21 protein-coding genes and 3 pseudogenes are annotated in these 20,271 nt (G+C 65.2%); 14 read left to right on the top strand and 10 right to left on the bottom strand.

Going from position 1 to position 20,271, the window contains the following annotated elements:
* Positions 1–110: 110 nt before the first annotated feature.
* On the bottom strand, positions 111–839 hold the full coding sequence (locus tag ABEU20_RS02040) for a maleylpyruvate isomerase family mycothiol-dependent enzyme (protein WP_456300325.1): 729 nt from the start codon (positions 837–839) through the stop codon (positions 111–113).
* A gap of 382 nt (positions 840–1,221) precedes the next feature.
* Between ABEU20_RS02040 and ABEU20_RS02035 the strand changes: the two genes are divergently transcribed.
* The 5 genes from ABEU20_RS02035 (at position 1,222) to ABEU20_RS02015 (ending at position 4,446) form a co-directional block, all read left to right on the top strand.
* Complete coding sequence (locus tag ABEU20_RS02035) at positions 1,222–1,551, top strand: RCC1 domain-containing protein (protein ID WP_420162716.1); 330 nt, start codon at positions 1,222–1,224, stop codon at positions 1,549–1,551.
* A 23-nt stretch (positions 1,552–1,574) separates the two neighbouring features.
* On the top strand, positions 1,575–1,760 hold the full coding sequence (locus ABEU20_RS02030; protein WP_420162715.1) for a hypothetical protein: 186 nt from the start codon (positions 1,575–1,577) through the stop codon (positions 1,758–1,760).
* 690 nt (positions 1,761–2,450) lie between these two features.
* A complete protein-coding gene (locus tag ABEU20_RS02025) occupies positions 2,451–2,588 on the top strand; it encodes a hypothetical protein (protein ID WP_420162714.1) in 138 nt (45 codons plus the stop codon).
* Between the two features lie 749 nt (positions 2,589–3,337).
* On the top strand, positions 3,338–3,712 hold the full coding sequence (locus ABEU20_RS02020; RefSeq protein WP_420162713.1) for a hypothetical protein: 375 nt from the start codon (positions 3,338–3,340) through the stop codon (positions 3,710–3,712).
* Positions 3,709–4,446 carry a class I SAM-dependent methyltransferase gene (locus tag ABEU20_RS02015; RefSeq protein ID WP_420163125.1) on the top strand — a complete coding sequence of 246 codons (738 nt, stop codon included), beginning with the start codon at positions 3,709–3,711 and terminating at the stop codon, positions 4,444–4,446. The genes ABEU20_RS02020 and ABEU20_RS02015 overlap by 4 nt, the downstream gene beginning before the upstream one ends.
* Positions 4,447–6,611: 2,165 nt before the next feature.
* Here the strand turns inward: ABEU20_RS02015 and ABEU20_RS02010 are convergent.
* Positions 6,612–6,968 carry a hypothetical protein gene (locus tag ABEU20_RS02010; protein ID WP_420162712.1) on the bottom strand — a complete coding sequence of 119 codons (357 nt, stop codon included), beginning with the start codon at positions 6,966–6,968 and terminating at the stop codon, positions 6,612–6,614.
* Positions 6,969–7,726: 758 nt separating this feature from the next.
* Between ABEU20_RS02010 and ABEU20_RS02005 the strand changes: the two genes are divergently transcribed.
* Together ABEU20_RS02005 and ABEU20_RS02000 are read left to right on the top strand one after the other, a co-directional pair.
* A complete protein-coding gene (locus ABEU20_RS02005; protein ID WP_420162711.1) occupies positions 7,727–8,188 on the top strand; it encodes a twin-arginine translocation signal domain-containing protein in 462 nt (153 codons plus the stop codon).
* A 120-nt stretch (positions 8,189–8,308) separates the two neighbouring features.
* Positions 8,309–8,611 carry a hypothetical protein gene (locus ABEU20_RS02000; protein ID WP_420162710.1) on the top strand — a complete coding sequence of 101 codons (303 nt, stop codon included), beginning with the start codon at positions 8,309–8,311 and terminating at the stop codon, positions 8,609–8,611.
* 763 nt (positions 8,612–9,374) lie between these two features.
* On the opposite strand, the gene ABEU20_RS01995 is transcribed toward ABEU20_RS02000, so the two are convergent.
* Positions 9,375–9,515: a hypothetical protein gene (locus tag ABEU20_RS01995; RefSeq protein ID WP_420162709.1), complete on the bottom strand. Its 141-nt coding sequence runs from the start codon at positions 9,513–9,515 to the stop codon at positions 9,375–9,377.
* A gap of 310 nt (positions 9,516–9,825) precedes the next feature.
* On the bottom strand, positions 9,826–10,194 hold the full coding sequence (locus ABEU20_RS01990; RefSeq protein WP_420162708.1) for a hypothetical protein: 369 nt from the start codon (positions 10,192–10,194) through the stop codon (positions 9,826–9,828).
* Positions 10,195–10,216: 22 nt separating this feature from the next.
* Here ABEU20_RS01990 and ABEU20_RS01985 point away from each other — a divergent pair, with 22 nt between their 5' ends.
* Positions 10,217–10,951, top strand: a complete 735-nt coding sequence (locus tag ABEU20_RS01985) for an HNH endonuclease (RefSeq protein ID WP_420162707.1) — start codon at positions 10,217–10,219, stop codon at positions 10,949–10,951.
* 272 nt (positions 10,952–11,223) lie between these two features.
* On the opposite strand, the gene ABEU20_RS01980 is transcribed toward ABEU20_RS01985, so the two are convergent.
* Positions 11,224–11,631: a nuclear transport factor 2 family protein gene (locus ABEU20_RS01980; protein ID WP_420162706.1), complete on the bottom strand. Its 408-nt coding sequence runs from the start codon at positions 11,629–11,631 to the stop codon at positions 11,224–11,226.
* Between the two features lie 99 nt (positions 11,632–11,730).
* Between ABEU20_RS01980 and ABEU20_RS01975 the strand changes: the two genes are divergently transcribed.
* Positions 11,731–12,270 (top strand): TetR/AcrR family transcriptional regulator, encoded by a 540-nt coding sequence (locus ABEU20_RS01975; RefSeq protein ID WP_420162705.1) that lies wholly within the window; start codon positions 11,731–11,733, stop codon positions 12,268–12,270.
* 17 nt (positions 12,271–12,287) lie between these two features.
* On the opposite strand, the pseudogene ABEU20_RS01970 reads toward ABEU20_RS01975, so the two are convergent.
* From ABEU20_RS01970 to ABEU20_RS01950, 5 genes and pseudogenes are all read right to left on the bottom strand, one after another.
* Positions 12,288–12,588 (bottom strand): annotated as a pseudogene (locus tag ABEU20_RS01970) (transposase); the annotation flags it as partial.
* Between the two features lie 106 nt (positions 12,589–12,694).
* Positions 12,695–13,033, bottom strand: a pseudogene (locus ABEU20_RS01965) (transposase); the annotation flags it as partial.
* A gap of 110 nt (positions 13,034–13,143) precedes the next feature.
* Positions 13,144–13,327 (bottom strand): annotated as a pseudogene (locus ABEU20_RS01960) (helix-turn-helix domain-containing protein); the annotation flags it as partial.
* Between the two features lie 402 nt (positions 13,328–13,729).
* Entirely contained in the window at positions 13,730–14,401 is a 672-nt protein-coding gene (locus ABEU20_RS01955; RefSeq protein ID WP_456300324.1) for a response regulator transcription factor, read from the bottom strand.
* Complete coding sequence (locus tag ABEU20_RS01950) at positions 14,386–15,720, bottom strand: sensor histidine kinase (protein WP_420162704.1); 1,335 nt, start codon at positions 15,718–15,720, stop codon at positions 14,386–14,388. Before ABEU20_RS01950 ends, ABEU20_RS01955 begins: the two co-directional genes overlap by 16 nt.
* A 131-nt stretch (positions 15,721–15,851) precedes the next feature.
* On the opposite strand from ABEU20_RS01950, the gene ABEU20_RS01945 reads away from it, so the two are divergent.
* The 5 genes from ABEU20_RS01945 (at position 15,852) to ABEU20_RS01925 (ending at position 19,806) form a co-directional block, all read left to right on the top strand.
* Positions 15,852–16,739 (top strand): ABC transporter ATP-binding protein, encoded by an 888-nt coding sequence (locus ABEU20_RS01945; protein ID WP_420162703.1) that lies wholly within the window; start codon positions 15,852–15,854, stop codon positions 16,737–16,739.
* Complete coding sequence (locus ABEU20_RS01940; protein ID WP_420162702.1) at positions 16,736–18,274, top strand: hypothetical protein; 1,539 nt, start codon at positions 16,736–16,738, stop codon at positions 18,272–18,274. Before ABEU20_RS01945 ends, ABEU20_RS01940 begins: the two co-directional genes overlap by 4 nt.
* A complete protein-coding gene (locus ABEU20_RS01935; RefSeq protein ID WP_420162701.1) occupies positions 18,261–18,902 on the top strand; it encodes a hypothetical protein in 642 nt (213 codons plus the stop codon). Before ABEU20_RS01940 ends, ABEU20_RS01935 begins: the two co-directional genes overlap by 14 nt.
* A 473-nt stretch (positions 18,903–19,375) precedes the next feature.
* Positions 19,376–19,648: a hypothetical protein gene (locus ABEU20_RS01930; RefSeq protein ID WP_139812485.1), complete on the top strand. Its 273-nt coding sequence runs from the start codon at positions 19,376–19,378 to the stop codon at positions 19,646–19,648.
* 23 nt (positions 19,649–19,671) lie between these two features.
* Positions 19,672–19,806, top strand: a complete 135-nt coding sequence (locus ABEU20_RS01925; protein ID WP_258013662.1) for a hypothetical protein — start codon at positions 19,672–19,674, stop codon at positions 19,804–19,806.
* Positions 19,807–20,271: the final 465 nt, after the last annotated feature.

Here is a 20,271-nt window from a genome sequence, read left to right as displayed (position 1 = left end):
TGTGGACTCGATCCATCTCGGGCGATAACGGTGCGCTCGGATACCAGTGCCGTTTCCAGTGCCCGCGCACCGCCCATGGGCGCGTGGAGGGTCAGCCCGGCTCCCTGTTGTCAGTTGGAGGTGGTCCTGTGGCCATTTCCGGAACAGCGGTCCCGCAGCGTCGACACGCCCGGCCCGGTGAGGTCGTCACAGTAGGCACCACGACCGGCCATGACCATCGTGAGCGCGAGGGTCGTGCCGCTGACTATCGGGCCGGCTCCCGTCGTGAAGGGCCCGTCGGTCGCTTCGAGACGAAGACCTTCGATGGTGCTGCGGCCGGCCACGGTGAAGTCCCGCCGGGAGTAGAAGCGGGCAACTTCGGTGACCGTCTCGACGGCGGGCGTGCGCGCGAACCCGAGCGGCCGCCGGATGTCCTGGGCATGCACCACCACCTCACCAAGCCACGCTGCGGTGGGACCCGGCGCCGACGTCGTGCTGTTGACGACCCGCTGGAACCGCTCGAGAGTCTCGGCGGGGGTCGCGCCTCGATACTCGGCCAGACGCCGGGCGTTGTGCAGGTCAAAGTCGAACCGTGCCCCCAGGACACTGCCAAACCAACGAAGCGCACCGACACTCGCCGCCGCCGTGAGGTGAGCAACGACCTCCTCTACCACCCACCGTCCGCACAGCGACTGCTGTGCCCACTGCGCCTCGTGAAGACCAGCGAGGTCATCGGCCAGAGCGGCGCGTTCGGTTGCGGCCGCAGACCATAGGGTGGCGCGAGTGAGGGAATTGCGCACGGCGACCTCCAAGTTGAATGGCTGACACCAACGGAGACTGCGCGCGAGCGCGAGAATCATCGGTCAATCGGTAACCAAGGTAGCGAGTACATGCGCTGTCCGGAGCGACCGGCGTCCGGCTACCAATCCCTATCCGGTGGCGATGTCCGCGAACCGTGCTGCGATGCAGGTGAATTCATTTTGCCGATAGCCGCATCTAGCCTGGTAGATGCGGCTATCCTCGGCTCACCACATCGGGAGCTGATCGTCGCTGCCGCCCGGCCGTCGACGCCGCTTCCTGTGCTCGGACTGCGCTGCGGTGGGCTCGTCGGTGACGATCCCAGCACATCGGGCGCGCTCAAGCTCGGGCGCGGGTCGACTCCGGCTGCCGCCGCGATTGCGGTCTTGATCCGGGTGCGGTGTGCGAGTTCGGCGCGACCGGCGTCGGTGTCGCGGGCGGCCCATGCCTGCCGCCATTCATCCGGCCGACGTTCCGCCGTCTCCGCCCGGGCAGACCTACACCGCCGTGGCGGCGGGAACGTGGCATTCCATCGCGTCGACGTCGGGCGGTGAGATCGTCGCCTGGGGTTCTGTGCCTCAAGGGCAGGCGGTGCCGGCGCCGCCGACCGGCCAGACGTACACCGCGATCGAAGCGGGGCCGTTCCACTCGCTCGCGCTGACGTCCGGCGGACAGGTCGTCGGCTGGGGCTCGAGCGGTAACAGCCAGCTGGCGTTCCCCACAAGGCAGACGTACACCGGGTCGCCGCGGGCACCTTCCATTCCGCGGCACTGACCGCAACCGGGCAGGTCGTGGCGGTGGGCTCGAACGACAAGCAGCAGCTCAGCATTACAGCGCCTGCGGAGGGCCGCACGTACACCGCGCTGGGCGCGGGCGGCGAGATCACGCTGGCGGTGGACGGTCAGATTGCGACCGATCCCGAGCCGGGGACGGGATCGCTCGATTTCGGTTCGCTGACCGACCTGTTCGGCTCGCAGAGCTGATCGAAATCAGCCACCGGCGGCAAGCATGCGGACCCCCTGACGCGGACGGCGTCGGTAGGTCCGCATTGCGTCACGGTCGGCAGTCAGCTGCCGGTGTGGTCCAGCCAGTCAGCAACGGGTAGAGGGAACGCGTCGAGCCGGGCATGAAGTTATTGTGGTGGTGGTAGGTCGGATCGAGCGTGGTGACGATGAGCCGCCCCGGCATCGAGACGGCGTCCCCGAGAGCAGGACCCCATCGTCGCGGCGCTCGCCGTTCTCGTCAGGTTCCTCCGTCACGACGAGCGGTGTGACCCGAGCGTCGCGAGCGGCTCTCCTGGTCCCTTCGACGGCTGCCGTAGGTAGCGCCCGCACGCTGAAGCCAGCCCCCCTCCCGGCGCATCGACCACCTCAGCGAACAACATCAGCATGTGGTGCTTGTCTCGAGGTCTGGAGGACTGTCGAGACCACTTCTATCCTGGGGTTGTCCCGCAGTTCAGCAGTAAGCTACGGGGCATCCGCCTTCGAAAAGTTCTCCCCGGATGGTGAGTGTGAATGCCACATCGGATAGCACCTCGGACTGAAGTACCCCCGCAGTTTCGGAATCCAGACTTCCTGACTTCTGATCTACCGCCGTCGAGTCGGCCCGGCCACAGCAAACCATCGTTGGCCTCTGGCGGTGGCCGAAGCCGCACGGGCTACCAGGCGAGCGTCGTGGCAATGGTGATCGTCGCCGCCGGTGTCGTCCCCGGGCTGTTGACGTGGTGGTTGTCCGGCACGTTAGCTGACGGTCTCGTCGTGGGCGGGTTCGCGGCACTGGGCGCGGCGGCTGCGGCCGTGATGCTCACCTGACGGTGTGTAGTAGTGGACCGCGAACGCCGATCCCGAACGCATTCACTCGCGCGCTGACAGCATCAACCGCCTCGAGCCCACACCGCCGTGCCACCGCTGCAGGGTGGGAAGCTGCCGCAGCGCACCGACGTGCCAGACGATGAGCGGACCCGTGCGAACGGCTGCCAGTCACACATGACCGCGGACCGGACGATGCCGCCTGGGCCGCAGCTACCGCGTCATGCGGGAGTTGACGACGCGAAGGCGTCGAGGTCGAGGTCGATCTCGACACCTTCCTTCTCTACGACGATCTTCGCGTGCACCGCGCCGCGCCGCTGCACTACGGGCTGTTCGACGCGCGCCTGTTCACTACGACGGCGGCCGTCGACGGGCGACCCAGGTTGAGGGCGCCGCCATCAACGTCGCAGGGAACTGGTGGAACATTCTCGCGCGCAAGGCCGTCAGCAGACAGCAGTAGTCACCGTCCAAGACCCACACCCGACCGATGAATAAGCGGTAGCGTGGTTTCCAAGGCCCGCCATCGACAACCACATCAGTGGTCCACCCGCCGCGATCGTCCGATGGCGATCCTCAAGCCACTGCTGCTGACAGTGTTCCGCTCCGGATGGATCATCCACAACGGCACCAGATGCAGCATCGACCTGCTCCGCCATCGCGTCGGCGGCCGCAAGTCCCCGCTCTCACCTGTCGGTGATCAACCGCTCGACGTAAGAAGGTTGGCTGGGCCGGAAACGGGTATGCGGCGCGGTATGACAGCTCCACCGAACGTCCCGCCCACCACACTCGGACTGGCCAAGGCCCACGGCCTCTTCAACACCGTGGGCGGACTGTGGCCGCTGGTGCATCGGCGAAGCTTCGAGGCACTGTTCGGAGCCAAGTACGATCGCTGGCTGCAGTACACCGTCGGAGGCCTGCTCGCCGGGAACGGCGTGGTCCAACTGCTGGCAGACGACACACCTTCCGGCTACCGCGGTGCCCGAAACCTCGGAATCTCCACAGCCATCACGCTGCTCACCATCGACCTCGTCTACGTGCCCGCCGGAAGGATCAGGAAGACCTACCTGTTCGACGCGGCAATGGAGGCAGCCTGGCTGGCCGCGTGGGCGAAGCGCACCGAGCCATGAGCGCGAGCGGTGATCAGTCCGAGGGCACGCCGGCCGGCACATCGGTGGGCGTGGAGTACTTCGAACACATGTATCGGAGAAGTCCCGACCCGTGGGGGTTCGGACACCGCTGGTACGAGGAACGCAAGCGGGCATTGACACTCGCGATCCTCCCCCGCCAACGCTTTCGCCGAGCATTCGAGCCCGGCTGCTCCATCGGGAACCTGAGCACCCTTCTCACAGATCGTTGCGACCACATCGTCGCCAGCGACATCGTGGACCGTGCCGTCGACCTGACGCGGACGCATCTCGCCGATGCCATCGCCGCGAACCGAGCCAGCGTCGAGAAATGGTCGCTCCGGTGGCCCTGGCCCAACGACATGTTCGACCTCATCGTCCTGAGCGAGATCTGCTTCCACCTGTCCGCCCCGGAGCTCGATCGACTCGTCGAATCAGCGGTCACGCATCTCACCCCGGACGGCACCGTGCTCGCCGCACATTGGAGACACCCCGTACCCGAATACCCCTTCACAGGCGACGGTGTACACGCGTACATCCGCCGCACGAGCGCGTTGAGGTCGACCGCCTGTTACACAGACGCGGATGTCGTGATCGCGTCTCCCTGTGAGACCAGACCAGGTGGCGATGTCATACTTGTGTCCGCGACCGGCCGGATGCCCTGCCCGGGGGCTTGCAATACGAAGCCGGGACGCTGTGAAACTCGGCCTGCCAGGCAGCGCGCTGCCGCAAGTTAAACGTGGCCGCTGGCATTTCACCATTCGTACGTCCATCTGTGAGCGGGGAAGCCCCTTTGCCGCGAAAATGCCCGGGACATGTCTGTCCACGAATTCGAAAGAGACCAGTGTGGAAGCGCCTGCGGGAACTCGGGCGACGGGGCCAGACCCACATTGGTGAAGCCCGGCCGTCCCGGCGCCCAGGGGGCACTAGCCGCTTCGTATTCGCAACAGCTGTGCGCGGCAGTGGTGCAGCGGCAGCATCAGCCGACGGAGGGAGCGTTTGTGCAGGAGGGCCCTCAGCATGGGTCGCGTAACCGATGGCGGCAGCACCAGCGGCGAGTATGACTGTTACTCCTACGAAGAGGACAGCCGCCCGCGTGCGACACATGGAACCACTCGTGGACGTAGCCGAGCATCAGGAGTCTGTTGTCGGCGCCGTACGCACGGATTCCTGGTTGTTGGTGCGGCGAGTGGACGCCGACGTAGGCGCCTTCGTATTCGAAGATCATGGACTCCTCTCTGATCTTGTCCAGGACGGGTTGAATTCCGTTTCTGGGCGGTGTTCTGGTGCGACGCGGCGCGGACGTTGAACCGTTCTGAAGGCTAGGTCCCTGGTAGGTCTGCCTTCGTTGCGCGAGCGGAGGTTTTGAATCCTTCTTCCAAGTGCACTCCCGAGACCTAGCCTGATGAAGGGGATCGTCCCGCGGGTTCGCCGCCGATGGGCACGTGGAGAAGGTAGGCCGGTCCTGGCCTAGCTGCACCGGTTGTGGCCCGTTGTTCGGCGGACACTGCCCATGAGGAGGTGAATCGAAATGGATTTCCCCTGGTTCGTGTGGCTGATGCCGTGGCCGTTCTTCAGTGAGTGGGATCGCCAGTGGGCCATCGACAACGCGCCCTGCTGGTTGAAGGGCTCGTCCTGCACGTGAGGAGGTTCGACGATGGGTGACACCTTCTGGTTCCTGCCGTTGCCGTTCGAGACCCTGCGGTGGGTGGCCGCGACCTATCCCTGCCTTGTTGACTTCCGACAGGCTTGTGGGTGACGACGATGCTCGACTACTTCATGTTCTTCGGGCCGCTCAGCCCGCTGTACGTGGCCGCTATCACCTGGCTCGTCTCGATCGGGGTGCTCTGATGGATTCCTGGATCTGGTTCATCCCATTGCTCCCAGAGGACACGAGACTGTGGCTCATCAGCGTGCTGCCGTGTTCCCTCGGTGGCCGGTGCAATGACGGGCCTGTGGTGTGCCGTTCGTGAACGATGAAACGAGGGGGTGGCTGATCACCCTGTCGTACGAACTCTGGAAGCCCAGCTTCCCGGCTATCCAGGCTGAAGCGCGAACTTCGACAGCGAGCCAGCAACGCCCCGACTCCTCTTGGAGGTCGACATGATCGGTTTCGTTCGCCGATCGGTAGCCTTCGCCGCGATCGTGGCCGGTTCGGCTCTGGCGCCGGTCTCCAGGACTAGGAGCGGTCCACCAGGTCAGAACGTTCAATCGATGAGACCAGACCACCGCCTACGCCGAGCATCGATCGGAATCGGAATCGGAGTCGGGGTCGCGCTGCTCTGCGGGGCACAACCGGCCACCGCCACACCGATCGACACCGTCTTCCCTGTTCCCGTTGTGGGGATCGGGGTCTCTCCGCCTGGACTCCCCACCGCGGGCTTCATGTATGTGATCGCCACAACCGACCCGGCAACGCCAGGCGTCACCCGGTTTTCCGACGACCTCCACTGCTGTGGCTTCATCCATTGGCGAAACATCTCCACCGGCGCAGCCGGCATCGCATACCTCGGATATCCGAGCGTCGAGGCTCAAACCGGGTCGGGCACCGTAGTCGCCACTGTCACGGTGCCCGATGGGCTGCCTGGGTATCCGGCAATGACACTTCTTCCCGGTGCTGGCATCTGGACAGTTCCCTGACCGGTGGAACGCCATCCCCTCGAGTCGGATGTCGTACCCGACTTACCCCCCCGGAGCGTCTGCCTGACCTCACCACTCCGGGCCGGTCCGCATCCAGACCGCACGGGCGTTGTCGGGCGCAGGCGTCGTTCGCTACACCGGTCGCTTCCATAGCCGGACAACCACGTACACATTGACCACGGCGATCGCGAGGTTCGGGACGAGCACCAAGGACGCTGCGAGAGGCGAGAGTGCCGGACCCCAGCTATTAGGGTCGCGCCTCTCAGGCGCAGCCGTTTCGGCGACTACTGTATGCGAAAGTAGCGACGATGAGCATGACTGCGGCACTACCGATAGAGGCGAGCCAGCGTCCGAAACGGAACTGTTGCTTCAGAGCGGCCGCGCCGAACAGCGACACCACCATCGCGGGGACGAACACCACCAAGCCGAAGGCGCCCACCAAGATCCACGTGCCCTGCACGTCGCCGAGCATCGGCCAGCGATTGCTGTCGAATACTGCTGCCAGTACCGAAACGAGAAGCAGAAGGATCGGTAGAAGGGCCACCCACGCGACCCAGCCGGTGTCCCGCGGCCGCCACTCGATACTGGCAAGCGGATCCTCTTGAAACTGCACGGTCATTCCGTCAGGCTGTCACAGCAGATGGAACCCGCCGAACTAGAAGGCATCGGCCGGCGTACCCCAGTCATTTGTGGACTTTTCTGGCGGGCGGATCACGGGACCTAGCTACGGTCGCCGAGCTTCACGAAGGCGTAGTTGGCGGGATTCGCGGGTCGACTCTCGGGCGCATGTGAGAACGATGTAGACACGGCCGCCCAGCGGCTGGCCTCGTCTTGAAGGGCTCGAAGTGCACCTTGCCTGAATGAAATGGCCAACGCGGTGTCCGGCTCATCGGACGCGCGACCTTCAAGGGCTTGAACCTCATTCTCAAGGTCGCGCATGTCGTAACGGATCTGGTCGCTGATTTGCTCACATAGCAACGACAACAGCTCGGACCGTGGAACCGCTTCCGTCAACATCTCCACAGCGCGCCTGACCTGGGCCCGATTCCCGCTCATCACTCCACCCTCTCATGGAGGCCGGTCCGGTCACGGGCCGACGCGCACCCAGCGGTCACCCTCCGTGCAGGGCCGACCGCGAGCGATGCATGGTTACCGAACCAAGTGGGTTCCAGTCGTCGTAGCGAGCTACCTCGCCGCCGACGACATCGCCGAACACGACGACACCCCGGTCATCAGCGACGCCGGCTGGGCGGCGTTCGTCGCCTACCCTCCCGTGACCTGCGAGCAAACCGCCCGATCATCCCGGATGCTTTGTCACACTGACAGAGGTGCTTGGTTTCGTCTCCACCTCGTCGGGGTCAGCCGAAGGAGGAAGCTATGACCGTGGCCGCTCGCTCAATGCGCAGTCGTCGCCACTTTGTTGCCGCATCTGGTGCGATCGCGGCGTCGGTGGGCATCGTGCTGGCCGCATCGCCCCCCGCTCACGCAGCTCCGACCGACTACCAATTCCCTAACCCGGTTGTCGGCATCATTGCAACCGCACCACCGTGGTACCTGGCCTCCAATGGTGGATCGGTTGCAGCGCGAACCGATCCGACGTCTCCGGGCATCACTCGATTTGTCACCGGTGCAGGCTGCTCCTGCATCGTGCAGTGGCGCAACCTCACGACCGGTGCCACGGGAGTCTCCGAGGTGGGTTGGGCACTGGACGATCGACCCCTACACGGCTACGCGAACACTGGGTCGGGAATGCTGGTCGCCTCGGTCTGGCCAGACAATTCTCTGGGCAGACCGGCCATCACGATTCTGCCGACGGCCGGTTCGTGGACAGTTCCTTAGCTCTTGGAGGTCGCCATGATCGAGTTCGTTCGCCGATCGGTCATCTGTGCTGCGATCGTGGCCGGTTCAGTTCTGGTGCCGCCGGCTGCCGCCTCCGCCGCGGTTACCGTTCCGTTCGCGATGGACCCGTACGGCAGTTTCGATTTTCCCTCGGTCCGCTGTGTGGCTGTGGTCGGCGAACAGCCTGGGACGGTGACGATCACAGGTTCGGAGGAACGCAGGCGGGAAGGCCGATCGGGGTGTCTGCAACTGTCCGAAGTGCACTGGCTGAACCTGTGGAGCGGAGCCTCCGGCTCGACCGGGATGTCGGACGGATACCCGGAAGCGGTCTTGCCGACCGGGGCCGGGCAGGTTGTCGTCATCGTCGTACACACCGGCAGCTCGTTCGTCACACCGGGCGTCGCAACCGTCTACGTTCCGTAGTCGCCGTGATCCCGTGTGACTTCGGCGGACACTGCCCCCGATTGGAGATGTTCGACATGCGCGGTGGAGATTGGCCGTGGTTCGTGTGGCTGATGTGGCCACCATTCTTCAGCGAGCGGGACTGGATGCGAGCGATCGAAATTATGCCCTGCTGGCTCGGCGGCACGAACTGTTGACAGGAACCGGCAGCGGACCGGTTCCGAGCTATGGACTGCTGGGCCCCGGACGCCAAGACCGCTGTCAGAACGGGTACGGGACGGGTCCCACGGCATGCCCGCGAGCGTTCCCGAGCGGCCCCGACGCGTGGTTGCCGAATCAAGTGGGTTCAAGCCGACGGAGCGGCGACCTCGTCGCAACAACGGCGAATAGGCTAGAGATCCGGGGGAGTGCAACTCGAAGCACAGATGCACGGGTACCTCCACTGTTGGCTCCGGGTCGCAGACGGCCGCTGGATCGGGCAGGTCTGCGTGCCGGTTCGGTCGGCGAACCGCAGCAGCTGCATGGAGCTGTGGCTATGGGTCGACGCCTCGAATGTCACTCCCCGCTCGACGTGAGGTGCGAACTCTCGGTGGAGGAGGGACGCGGTGAAACCAGGGATCACTCGAGCGCTAACCCGATCCCGACAGTGATCGCGTTGCCACTGCGCGAGTTTCCATGTGCGCGCTGCGCCGACAGCGAGGAGATGCCACTGCTCTCCGGCTCGTCCGATCGCGCCACGGTCGAGCTCGCGGCGCGACCGGAGGTCACTGCAGACCCGGCCGACTCAGGAACCGAGGCCCTCGAGCGATCCGACAAGACCCTCGAGCGAGCCTGCGGTCCATTGCATCGATCCCGAAACCGATCCGCTGAACGGTGTCAGCGCGCCGCCGTTGAAGAGGTCGTACAGCCAGAACAAGATGTCCATAATCGACTCCATGGTCGTTGAGGCAATTGACGGCACATTCGACCACACACATCGAACCTTGGGCGACAACCCCCGTATGGGGAGCTCGCGTTCAATCCTGAAAATGAAACGCCCGCCCCGAGATTGTCTCGGGGCGGGCGTACGTTACAGCGTGCTGCGCTGCCGGCGCAGTTGTGCGCCGGGTCGTTTCAGGCACCGTCCGTTGACGTATCGGCAACGCTGTTGCGCTGCTACGAAGTCCGGGTGGGTCGGAGATAGAGGAGAGGGTGGCACGATCGCGCGCGCCACCCTCTCGGTCCACAGCGCAGGCCTACCCGGCGAGGCTGCCGGTATCGAACGGGAACACCCAGATCTCACGCACGCCGGACATGGGTGCGTTGGTGGCGTGATTGGTGATGATCGGGATCAGCTTGTGAACCGCGCCGTTGACCGTCTGCGTGCAGTCCCAGATCTCGTTTCTGAACCCGTGGCATTGGAGACCGGTGTTGCCGTGAGGGCTCAGGATCAGGCCCTTGTCGGTGTGCTCGGTGAAGGCGCCGGGCTCCCACGGAGCGATGAAGCGGTGTGTGGCGTCGTAGGGGCCCGTGGGGTCGATGTAGTCGTCGGCTGTCGCGGTCGGGGCGAGTGCGGCGGCGCCGGCAAGGGCCAGCGTAGTGGCAGCGAGTGCGCGCTTGATCATCGGTAGATTCCTTCACGTTCGAATGCCGACAGTTCCTTTCGAGGGCTATCGCAGGCGTGGGACGCGGGCGTTACCCGGCGCCAGCACCGGAAGTCAGCCCTGGCGAATAGATACGATCGACTGCGTGTCGACATTTGGAGACAACCTCGGCCCACTCGCGGGCACTGCTCACATCGCCGAAGCTGGTGAGAGGGCCGACGTTGTCGCTCGCGCCGTCGATGCAATCGCCGCAGGCGATCTCGATGACGGTCGCCGGGTTTTGCGCAACGAGTATCCGTTCGTCCCCGTGGAGAAGGCCTCACGCCGGTACACCGAACGGCAGTGCTTGCGGGTGTTCTACCGGGACGGCTTCCTCGACCGCTACAGCGGCGCCAAGCTCGTGCACCCGGGTGCGCTACGGGCGTTGTCGTTGATCGCGCCGGAGGAGTTTCCCGCCCATCCAAACTGGTTGATGTCTCAGTCTCACTTCGCGTTTTGGGAATTGCCCCCGACGACCGACCATCTGATACCTGTTGCTCGGGGCGGTGTAGACGACGAGTCCAACTGGGTGACCACGTCGATGCTGCGAAATTCAGCGAAGGCGCACTGGATGCTCGACGAACTCGGCTGGACACTCAGTCCGCCCGGCGATTACGCGGAGTGGGACGGGCTGTCTGGCTGGTTCGTCGAGTACGTCGGCGCCCAACCCGAGTTGATGGCCGACAAGTATCTCGCACGATGGTTCCGCGCGACCGTCGATGTCCGCCGCGAGTACTAGGCGGAATCGTTCACCGGCCGAATGATTCGCATGGGTGTGCGGTTCGACGGGACGCGCTCAGCCTCGACGAACGATGGGATTGATCGTGTCAGGACGGGTTTTCTAGATAACCCGTATTATCTAGCAAAGGTGACGCTCCTCCGCCTGTCGCCCAACAGCGCACCGAAGCTCGTGCCCAAGCCCTTCCGAGCGCGACGATACTGTCCGGGTCCACGCGGGCTACGGCTTCACGCCCGCAGCCCGCGTGTCGCCAACCCGACGGCTTGGTACACCTAGGCGGCGAATGCCGCAGCCGTCGCTGCCGTGTCCTCGAACAGATGCATGCGCGTGATCTTTCCCGCCTTCACGGTCAAACGCAGCGCAACGTCGGTGTGGAACGGGCGCCCGGTCGGCGCTGCGACGTGGTCGAACGCACCGAAAATGACGGCATCCTCGCCGTCGGTGACGACAGCCTCGACCGAGACGACGCTCTTACCCGGTTCGAGAGCGGCCCACAGGGCACGGAAGTAGTCGGGCACCTCGCTCTTACGCGAGCGAGCGCCGACCCAATGCGCTACCGCCGGATCGCCCGGAACGAACCAGTCGATCTCCTCCGCGAACAGCTCGCCCATTCTCTCCGCATCCTGTGCTCCGAGGCCCTCGAGGAAGGCGGTCGCAATGTCTGTAGTGGTGGGGGTCATCAGGTGTCCTGTCTCTCGTGGTGGTCGCCGGCCACCGAATTGTGTAGTGGTCGATACAGAATGCTAGCAGATCTGTAGTGGTCCCTATAAAATGAATGCATGGGACGGCCACGCAGCTTCGATCGAGACACCGCACTGGACAAGGCGATGCGCCTGTTCTGGGAGCACGGCTACGAGCAGACCTCCATCGCCGACCTCACGCACGAGCTCAGCATCTCCGCGCCGAGCCTGTACGCCGCGTTCGGCGACAAACAGGCCCTGTTCAAAGAGGCCGTCGCCCGCTATGAAGCCAACCCCGCGTCCGTGACGACAGCCGGGCACGCCGGGACGACTCCGCACGAGGTGCTGCGGATGATGCTCAACCGCGCATGCCAGGAGTACGCCAGCGAAGCCCATCCGCGCGGATGCCTCGTCAACACCGCACCCGAGCTCACCGGCAACCGCAACCAGAACCGCGCGATCACCGCAGACCAACTTCGGAGAGTCGCAATCGACACGGAAACGGGCGTCGACGCCGAAACGCTCGCCGCCTTCGCCCATGCCCTGCTCGTGGGCCTGTCGTCCTACGCTCGCGACGGCGCCGATGAGGAGCAGTTGCGCCGCGTGGCCGAGCTGGCCATGCGGGTGACAAGGGCCTGAGCGGTACCCTTCTACCTCGCCGCCGCGGTTCTGAATGCATCCTGCGAGTTCCGCATGAAGTGCACCCGGTAGCGCGCCACGAAGGACCACTGAACTGTTGTGTCACAGCAGCTTCAACCCGGCGTGCGCTTCGGAGACGACCAGGTGCACTCCCGACAGACCCCGTCCCCGTAACCCGACTAGGAACTCACGCCAGAACTCGGACGACTCCGAGTCGCCGACCGCGGCCCCGAGGACCTCCCGGGCGCCGTCGATCGACATCCCCGTCGCCACCACCAAGGCATGGGAGACCACGTGCGCCCCGACCCGCACCTTGCACCCTTGATGACAGCGAGGCGGGCCAGCCAGCAGTGCAGAATGCTCATGCGTCATCGCGTGGTCCTTCGTGTCGAGGCACTTTGGTCGGTAACTCGTTCACCTCTACGCTGATCGCCCCGGGTAACCCTTTCAGCCCGTTGCAGATTACGATGCACACGTCCCCGGTGTCGCGGTTCTTGATCTCCGTCAGCACGGCGAGCCAGAACTTCGCGCCCTCGCCGCCGTCACCGGCCCACAATCCCCGGGGGTCCCTCCCTGCACGCAGTGCTTGGGGGCGGATGTCGCGGTGCCCGTCCACGGTCACGCCGATCGCCACATAGACCGGCCGGTTCGTGACCTGGCCGTCGCGGACCTTGACGTGGATGGCATCGATGAATTTCCGCGGGATACATCGAATCAACAGTCATGCTGCCCATTCGGTCATCTCGGCGAGCGCCTTGTCGGTGGGGGCGCCTCCCTGCACGCAGGGGAGAGCCCTCTGGGATGACGGGAATCGGTTGAGGCCCTGACCGGCAGGTATGCCGCGTGTCGGTCCCGCACCGAGGATGGGCCACGGGGGACGCTGGATCGGTCGAGCAGGCCAGGTTCCCCGAACCTGCGGTACCGGTTCACCCACTTGCTGGCGCATGCTCGTCCGATCTCCCATCTCGGCGGCGACATGGGAGATCGGACGAGTCTGGCAGCGCTCGACGAGCCTGCGACGGCCTTCGACGGACAGCGGGGCATTACTGTGGGGCACGGACGGGTCTTTCCGGTCGCGGATGTGTTGGTGGTACTTCTCATCCTGCCCCCCGGAAGACCCGTCCGCTGCGTTCAGCCCCGTGTCCCGGTGTCTACAACGTCATGACCCGCAACACCTAGCCCATTCCGCCATAGGTGGCCAGTCGCCACTCACCAGACCGACCAACGTCGCCAGACATCGCATGATCGACGCCGCCAGCTCCGCGGGCGTGTCCTCCGGGACGAGGTAGCCCGCGCCAGGAATGGTCTCGAAGCGGGCTACGGGGATCGATGCCGCGAGCTGCGCCCCTTGCCTGCAGGGATCAGATGTCTCCGCCGGCTCGTGTGCGCACACACAGGCGAGCCCCGGGTGGTAGGCCGGGGCATCAACACATGGGATGATGCGGGCGTCGGATGTGTCTCAGCCGGGCTCGTGGCGGCGTAGATACGCGAGCACGGCCAGCACCCGACGATTCGTGTCGTCGGTCGGCGGCAGCACCAGTTTGTTGAAGATGTTGCCGACATGCTTGCCCACCGCCGATTCGGTGATGAACAACTGTGCGGCGATCGCCGCATTCGAATGTCCCTCCGCGATCGAGGCGAGGACCTCGCGTTCGCGCGGCGACAGCTGCGCCAACGGATCCCGCCGGCGGAGGAACAACTGCTGTATGACCATCGGATCGATCACAGTGCCGCCGGCGACCACTTGACGCAGAGTGGAGACGAACTCCTCGACATCGACGATGCGATCCTTCAGCAGATACCCCACCCGGCCCCCTTCCGCACCCATGAGTTCGTCGGCGTAACTCAATTCGACATACTGGCTCAGCGCCACCACGGCAAGCCCCGGATAGGTTCGGCGCAGTGCCACTGCTGCGCGCAACCCCTCGTCGGTGAAACCCGGCGGCATCCGCACATCGGTCACGACCAGATCCGGACGGTGTTCGGCGACAGCCGATTCCAATTCCACGGCATCGGGGACCGCGGCCACGACCTCGAACCCGAATCGTTCGAGCATCGCGGCGAGGCTTTCGCGCAGCAGTGCACCGTCCTCGGCGAGGACCACTCGCACGGCAGTCAGTTCTCGATCCACGGCAACTCCACACGGACAACGGTGGGCCCGCCAGGCGGGCTGGACAGCAGCATTCTCCCGTCGACCGCCGCGACCCGGTCGGCCAGGCCCGTCAGACCGCTCCCCCGCTCCGGATCTGCGCCGCCGCAGCCGTCGTCCACGACCTCGACGACCAGGATGTCCCCGGCGCGTCGGACAGCCACGTCGACGACCGTCGCATCCGCATGTTTGGAAACGTTGTTGAGCGCCTCGACCACCACGAAGTACGCCGCGACCTCGACATCCGGGGCGGGGCGGGACGGGAGGTCCGCGGTGACACCGACCGGGGCCACGAAGTCTTCGGTCAGTGCACGCAACGCGTCTGGCAGGCCACGGTCGGTGAGGACCCGGGGATGGATTCCCCGAATGAGTTGCCGCAGTTCCGCCATCAGTTCCTTGGCCTGATCATGCGCCTGCGACACGCTTTTCGCGGCCGCGGAATCCGGTGGGAGGTCGAGTTTGGCCATACCCAACTGCAAAGTGAGGTTGACGAGCAGCGACTGTGCGCCGTCGTGCAGGTCCCGCTCGATCCTGCGGCGTTCCGCCTCGAAAGAATCGACCAGGCGGGCCCGGGACCGGGACACCTCCACGAGTCGTGCGCGAAGGGCGTCCGGGTCGTCACCGCACAACAGCGACCGGCCGAGCGCGCCGTGCAGGCCCGCGATGAGAGCACTCACGTACGGAATCGCCGGCAGCAGGAGCAGACCCGCGATCGCGTACGGAACGGCCTGGTCGACCGACGTGATCTGACTGAAACCAAGCGCCACTGCCTCGTCGCCGTCACGCACCAGCAGAGGGCTCACCACCATCACCACGATGAGTCCGACGATCACCGCACCCGAGAGCCACAAGGCGGGCACCAGAGTGAGCAGCAGGAACGTGTAGCCGAGTTCCCGCCACGTCGCGGCTTCGGTGTAGCGGGTGCGCACCCACGCCCACAGGCCCGCTGCCGGAGGGCAACGGTGGGCCGAGAGCGCCCGGTCGCGGCTCACCAGGCGCAGGCGCGTTCGTTCCAGGGCTGCGAGCGGTATCGCCACCAACGGGCCGAGCCCGAACACCAGCACTGCGCCGAGGACACCGAGGAACAGCACTCTGCCGAGTGGTTGTGGATACATGCCGGCGCCGGACCATACGGCGAGCACGAGCCACGGGACGCAGAACGCTGCGAATGGCAACGCGACCACGCACACCACCGGGGCGGTGGTCAGCACGTGACCCAGCGACCGCCACGGCCACCCGGTCAGTAGGAAGCGCCGCCGTGTGATCGCGGTGAGTACCGTGGTCGGTTCGTTGGAGGACACCGAGTGAGCCTATCGACGCGGTCGCTGCCTCAGGACGAGGTGGAGTGCAGCCGAAAGGTGGTGCTGGCACCACCTTCGATCGGCGCGTGGACCCAGTGACCGCACCACCGGTCGAATGGTCAGCTGAAGTCATGCAACTGGAGCTGAACCACGTCACCAAAACCTATCGGGGTACACAGGCCGTCGCCGACGTCAGCCTGCGGATCGGGCCCGGGGTTCTCGGCCTCCTCGGCCCCAACGGAGCCGGTAAGTCGTCGCTGATGCGCATTCTCTCCACGATCACCCGCCCGACCACCGGTACGGTCATCTGGAACGGTACCGACATCGTCGCTCGGCCGGAGCCGCTCCGACGCGTCCTCGGTTACCTCCCGCAGGATTTCGGCGTCTACCCGAATCTCAGTGCCGGAGAGTTCCTCCGGTATCTCGCCGCAGTGAAAGGTCTGACTTCGCGGTCGGCCAAGGCGCGGGTCGACGAGCTGCTCGAACTCGTCAACCTGACGGAGACCGGATCGCGGCCGGTGGGTACGTTTTCCGGCGGAATGCGCCAGCGTGTCGGTATCGCGCAGGCACTCCTGGGCGACCCCGAGCTTCTCGTCGTCGACGAACCGACGGTCGGGCTGGACCCCGAGGAACGCATGCGGTTTCGCAACCTGCTCGGGGACCTGGCGAACGACCGGATCGTCATCCTGTCCACTCACATCGTGTCGGACATCGAAGCGATCGCCGATGACATCGCGATCCTCACCGCCGGCGAACTACGTCGGCGCGGCACCCCCGAGGAACTTCTCCGTTCCGCGGACGGCCTGGTGTGGGAAGCGACGGTCCCGGTCGACGCTGTGACCGAGATCCGGCAACGAGCGACGATAACCCGCACGGTCCGAACAGCACAGGGCGTGCGTGTCCGTGCCGTCGCCGTAACATCTCCGATGCCGGGGGCTCGTCCTGTCGAACCCGATCTCGAAGACGCGTACGTCAACGCGGTCCACAGCCCGATGGCGCCCGCCGGGGTCATCCGATGACCGGCGCCGTCGCTGCCGTCGCGATGGCAGACTTCCGGGATCGTTCGCGGCGTCCCGCGTTCCTGGTGACGGTGCTCGGCGCTGTCGCACTCGGCTATGTGGCCGTCCCGCCGGTCTCTGCAACCTACGCAATGGTCAAGGTCGGATCGTTCCGGGGACTGTACGACAGCGCGTACATCGGCATGTTGCTCGCCATGATCGGCAGCCTGTGGTTGCCGCTGTTCGGGTTCTACGTCGTCCGCAGCAGCATCGCGCGCGACATCTCCACCGGCGTAGGCGAAACGCTTTCCGCCTCCCCGTTGCGCACGCCGATGTATCTGCTCGGCAAGTACCTGAGCAACCTGGCGGTGCTCGCGGCGATGGCAGCCGCACTGGCTCTGATCGCACCCGTGATGCAGCTTCTCCGCGGGGAATGCACGAGCCTCGACATGACGGCACTCTGGCTTCCGATCGTGCTGTTCTGTCTTCCTGTCCTGACCGTGGCCGCAGCAGCCGCCGTCGTCTTCGAAACCGTCCCGCTCTTGCGAGGTGGTGCGGGAAACATACTGTGGTTCTTCGTGTATCCGTCGATGTTCCTCGCCGGGATTCCACTGGTCTACGGATCAATTACCGCAGGGTTCCAGGCAGACCTGGCGACGCAGCACCCCGGCATGGATGACGAGATCTCGATCGGGCTCACCGCGGAACCGGGCGCACTCGGGCAGTTCACGTGGTCCGGGATGGACATCGACACGACGCTCGTCGCCGCGAGTGTGGGGTTGATTGCCGCCTCCACGCTCGTCGCCATCCTTCCCTCCCTCTGGTTCGGCCGGTTCGACCCCGCACGGTGGCAACGCACTCCCTCGCATATGTCTGCCGCACCTGCAACCGAAGCTCCCGTTGCACCGGCGTTCTCACAGAGCGCGCGAACACTGTCGCCGGCCGAGCGTGGACAGTCGTTCCCGGGGTTGCTGCTCGGCGAGGTGCGCATTCATCTCGAAAGCGTGTCGCGGTGGTGGTGGCTCACGCTCGCGATCGTGACGATCACAGCCCTCGCCGTTCCCGCTGATCGCGCGGGCACCGCACTGCTCTTCGCATGGTTGTTGCCGGTGCTGCTGTGGTCACGTCTCGGGACACTCACCTACGAACAAGGCGTCGCTCCCCTTGTGCAGTGCGGTGTCTCGCCTCGGATCAGACTCGTCGCCGAGTGGGGTGCAGGCGTGCTCATCGCGGTCATCGCGGGTGTCGGTCCGCTCGTGAAAATGCTGCTTGCAGCGGACGCGACCGGCGTCGCCGCGTGGGTTGCGGGCGCGACGGTGATTCCTGCCCTTGCGCTGCTGATCGGGTCGATCGGCCGGAGCGCACGCGCGTTCCAAGCTGTCTACCTGGTGATCTGGTACGCCGTGCTCAACGGGGTCGCTGCGGTCGACGTCATGGGCGCGCTCCGCACCGATGAGTCGCTCGCCGGCCCGTCCCCACTGTTGTCCTTCGGCGTCGGCGCCGCGCTGATCGCCGCCACCGCACTCGTTCAGGAGATTCGCCATGCCCGTCGTTGAAACCGCACCCCGGAAGTTCCGCCTCCCCGTCAGCGTTGCGGCACTGGCACTCTCGTCCGTGGCGCTCGCCGGCTGCACTGCCGATTCCACGAGTCACGAACAGCGGAACGACAGCTACAGCGGCGCCACGGCCGTCACACTCGATTTCGATGATGCGGGTGCCAAACAGTTCGGTGTGACCACCGCGGCCCTGAGCGCTCAGGTGATCGGCTCCGACCGCGACGACATCGAGATCCGGCGCTCCTTCGAGTTCACCGACGGCGACAAGCCCGAGGAACGCATCGACACCAACGGGTCCGGTCTGACGATCAGCGCGAGTTGCCCCGACAGATTCGCCGTCGGCCGCCCCACCTGCGTCGCCCTGTACGAGATCGCCGTCCCGTACGGGACCGTCGTCCGAGGGAGTTCGCAATTCGGCGATCTGACGGTGACCGACACCCGTGCCGCCGTCGACCTGAACTCCCGCTACGGTGACGTCACGCTGGTCACGGGCCCGGGCGGTTACGCGGTGGACGCCGTCTCGGCGACGGGCCCGAGCACCATCGAGGTGTCGCAAGATCGCGCCGGCATCCCGGTGCGCCTACGGTCCGGAGATGGCGCCGTCTCCGCAATGACGGACCCTCGCTGAGACCAGAGCGAAGTACCCAGAGTGAATGCACGCCTCGCAGGGACGCTTACTACCAGGCGGCCACTCGAGGTGTGTGGTATCGGTCGTCGTCGATCTCGCCGCGGGCCAAGCACTGGCGAGGAGCTGCTCAGGAGTATCGGCGTGAGGATGGGGCGGCTGTGTGTCCGGGCGAGTACTCGAATCACCAATCACCGCGAGGACGATCAACACCCCGAACGCGATCATCATCGCGAAGATCATGAGCGCGTAGCCCCACCCGTTCATGCTGTTGGCGTACCAGAACATCATCGGTGTGCCTCTGCATTGCGCCAGATTCGTCGCTCTTCAGGCAGCCCGCGCGATCGCGATCTTCACCCGGGTCCGGCGCACGAGTTCGGCGCGGCCGGCGTCGGTGCCGCGAGACGGCCCACACCTGCTGTCTCAGCGATCGCATCGGGTGGCACTTCACTCGCGCCCGCTCTACTTTCTGTTGATTGGCGTCCAAGTACGCCGAGGCGTTCTTTCAAGGACGCGATGTCATTGTCCTGCTTGAACATCTGCTTGCGGAGACGGGCGAGCTCGGGGCGTTCCGCTGCAGTCAACCGCTCATCGCCGGTCGTAGTTGCTGCTTCGATCCGGTGGCGTTCATCGGCGACCCAGCGGCCGAGCAGACCTTCGAGAGTTCGACGATCACGTTCGTGTGGCGGTGGGCTGGCCGTAACACAGTTGCCATGCCCGGCGATGAACTAGGGACAGGAAACACATGAGATCGAGGGAAGGCGCACACACGATGGGTTCGAACGATTTTGCAGCTCAGATCGGGAGTTGGCTCCGCGACGGCATGCTCGCCGGGAATCCGCTGGCAATTGCGGCGGCTGCGATCCTCGCGCCACTCGGCATGATCCTGGGCTCGACGACCCTGTAGCTTCACCCCCGTGCCCCCGCCCCGGCTCCCGGGGTGGGGGCACGTCTGCCCCACCGACAAGGCCGAGATCGAACTTGGCGATCGACATGTCCCACAATCACATCAACGGTGCACGGTTCGAGCGGTCATCAGGGACTGCTGCACGATCAGGTGACAGGTTCGGTCACGCAGCCTGACCGCGATCGACGGCAGAGACGATCCAATCGTCGCCACCGAATACCCCCGAACCCTGGCACCCCACTCATCCAAAGCCAATGGGTACAAACCGACCAGCACTAAAGTATCGAAATGACCTGCAAAACAAGATGAAACACCTGATGAGTACCCGGACGCACTCTTACGAACCGTTGCGAGCAGATTCAATCGTCCTCTACGGTGATCGTTGGGGGACTGGGAATCACCGCGGTGGTCAAGGCGATGCGGGTGCGGTCCCCGTCGGAGTCGGTTTGGTACGTCGTTCGTGAA

It is taken from the genome of Rhodococcus parequi, from assembly GCF_046042785.1.
Lineage (GTDB): Bacteria > Actinomycetota > Actinomycetes > Mycobacteriales > Mycobacteriaceae > Prescottella > Prescottella parequi.
This window is presented reverse-complemented; position numbering and strand designations above follow the sequence as displayed.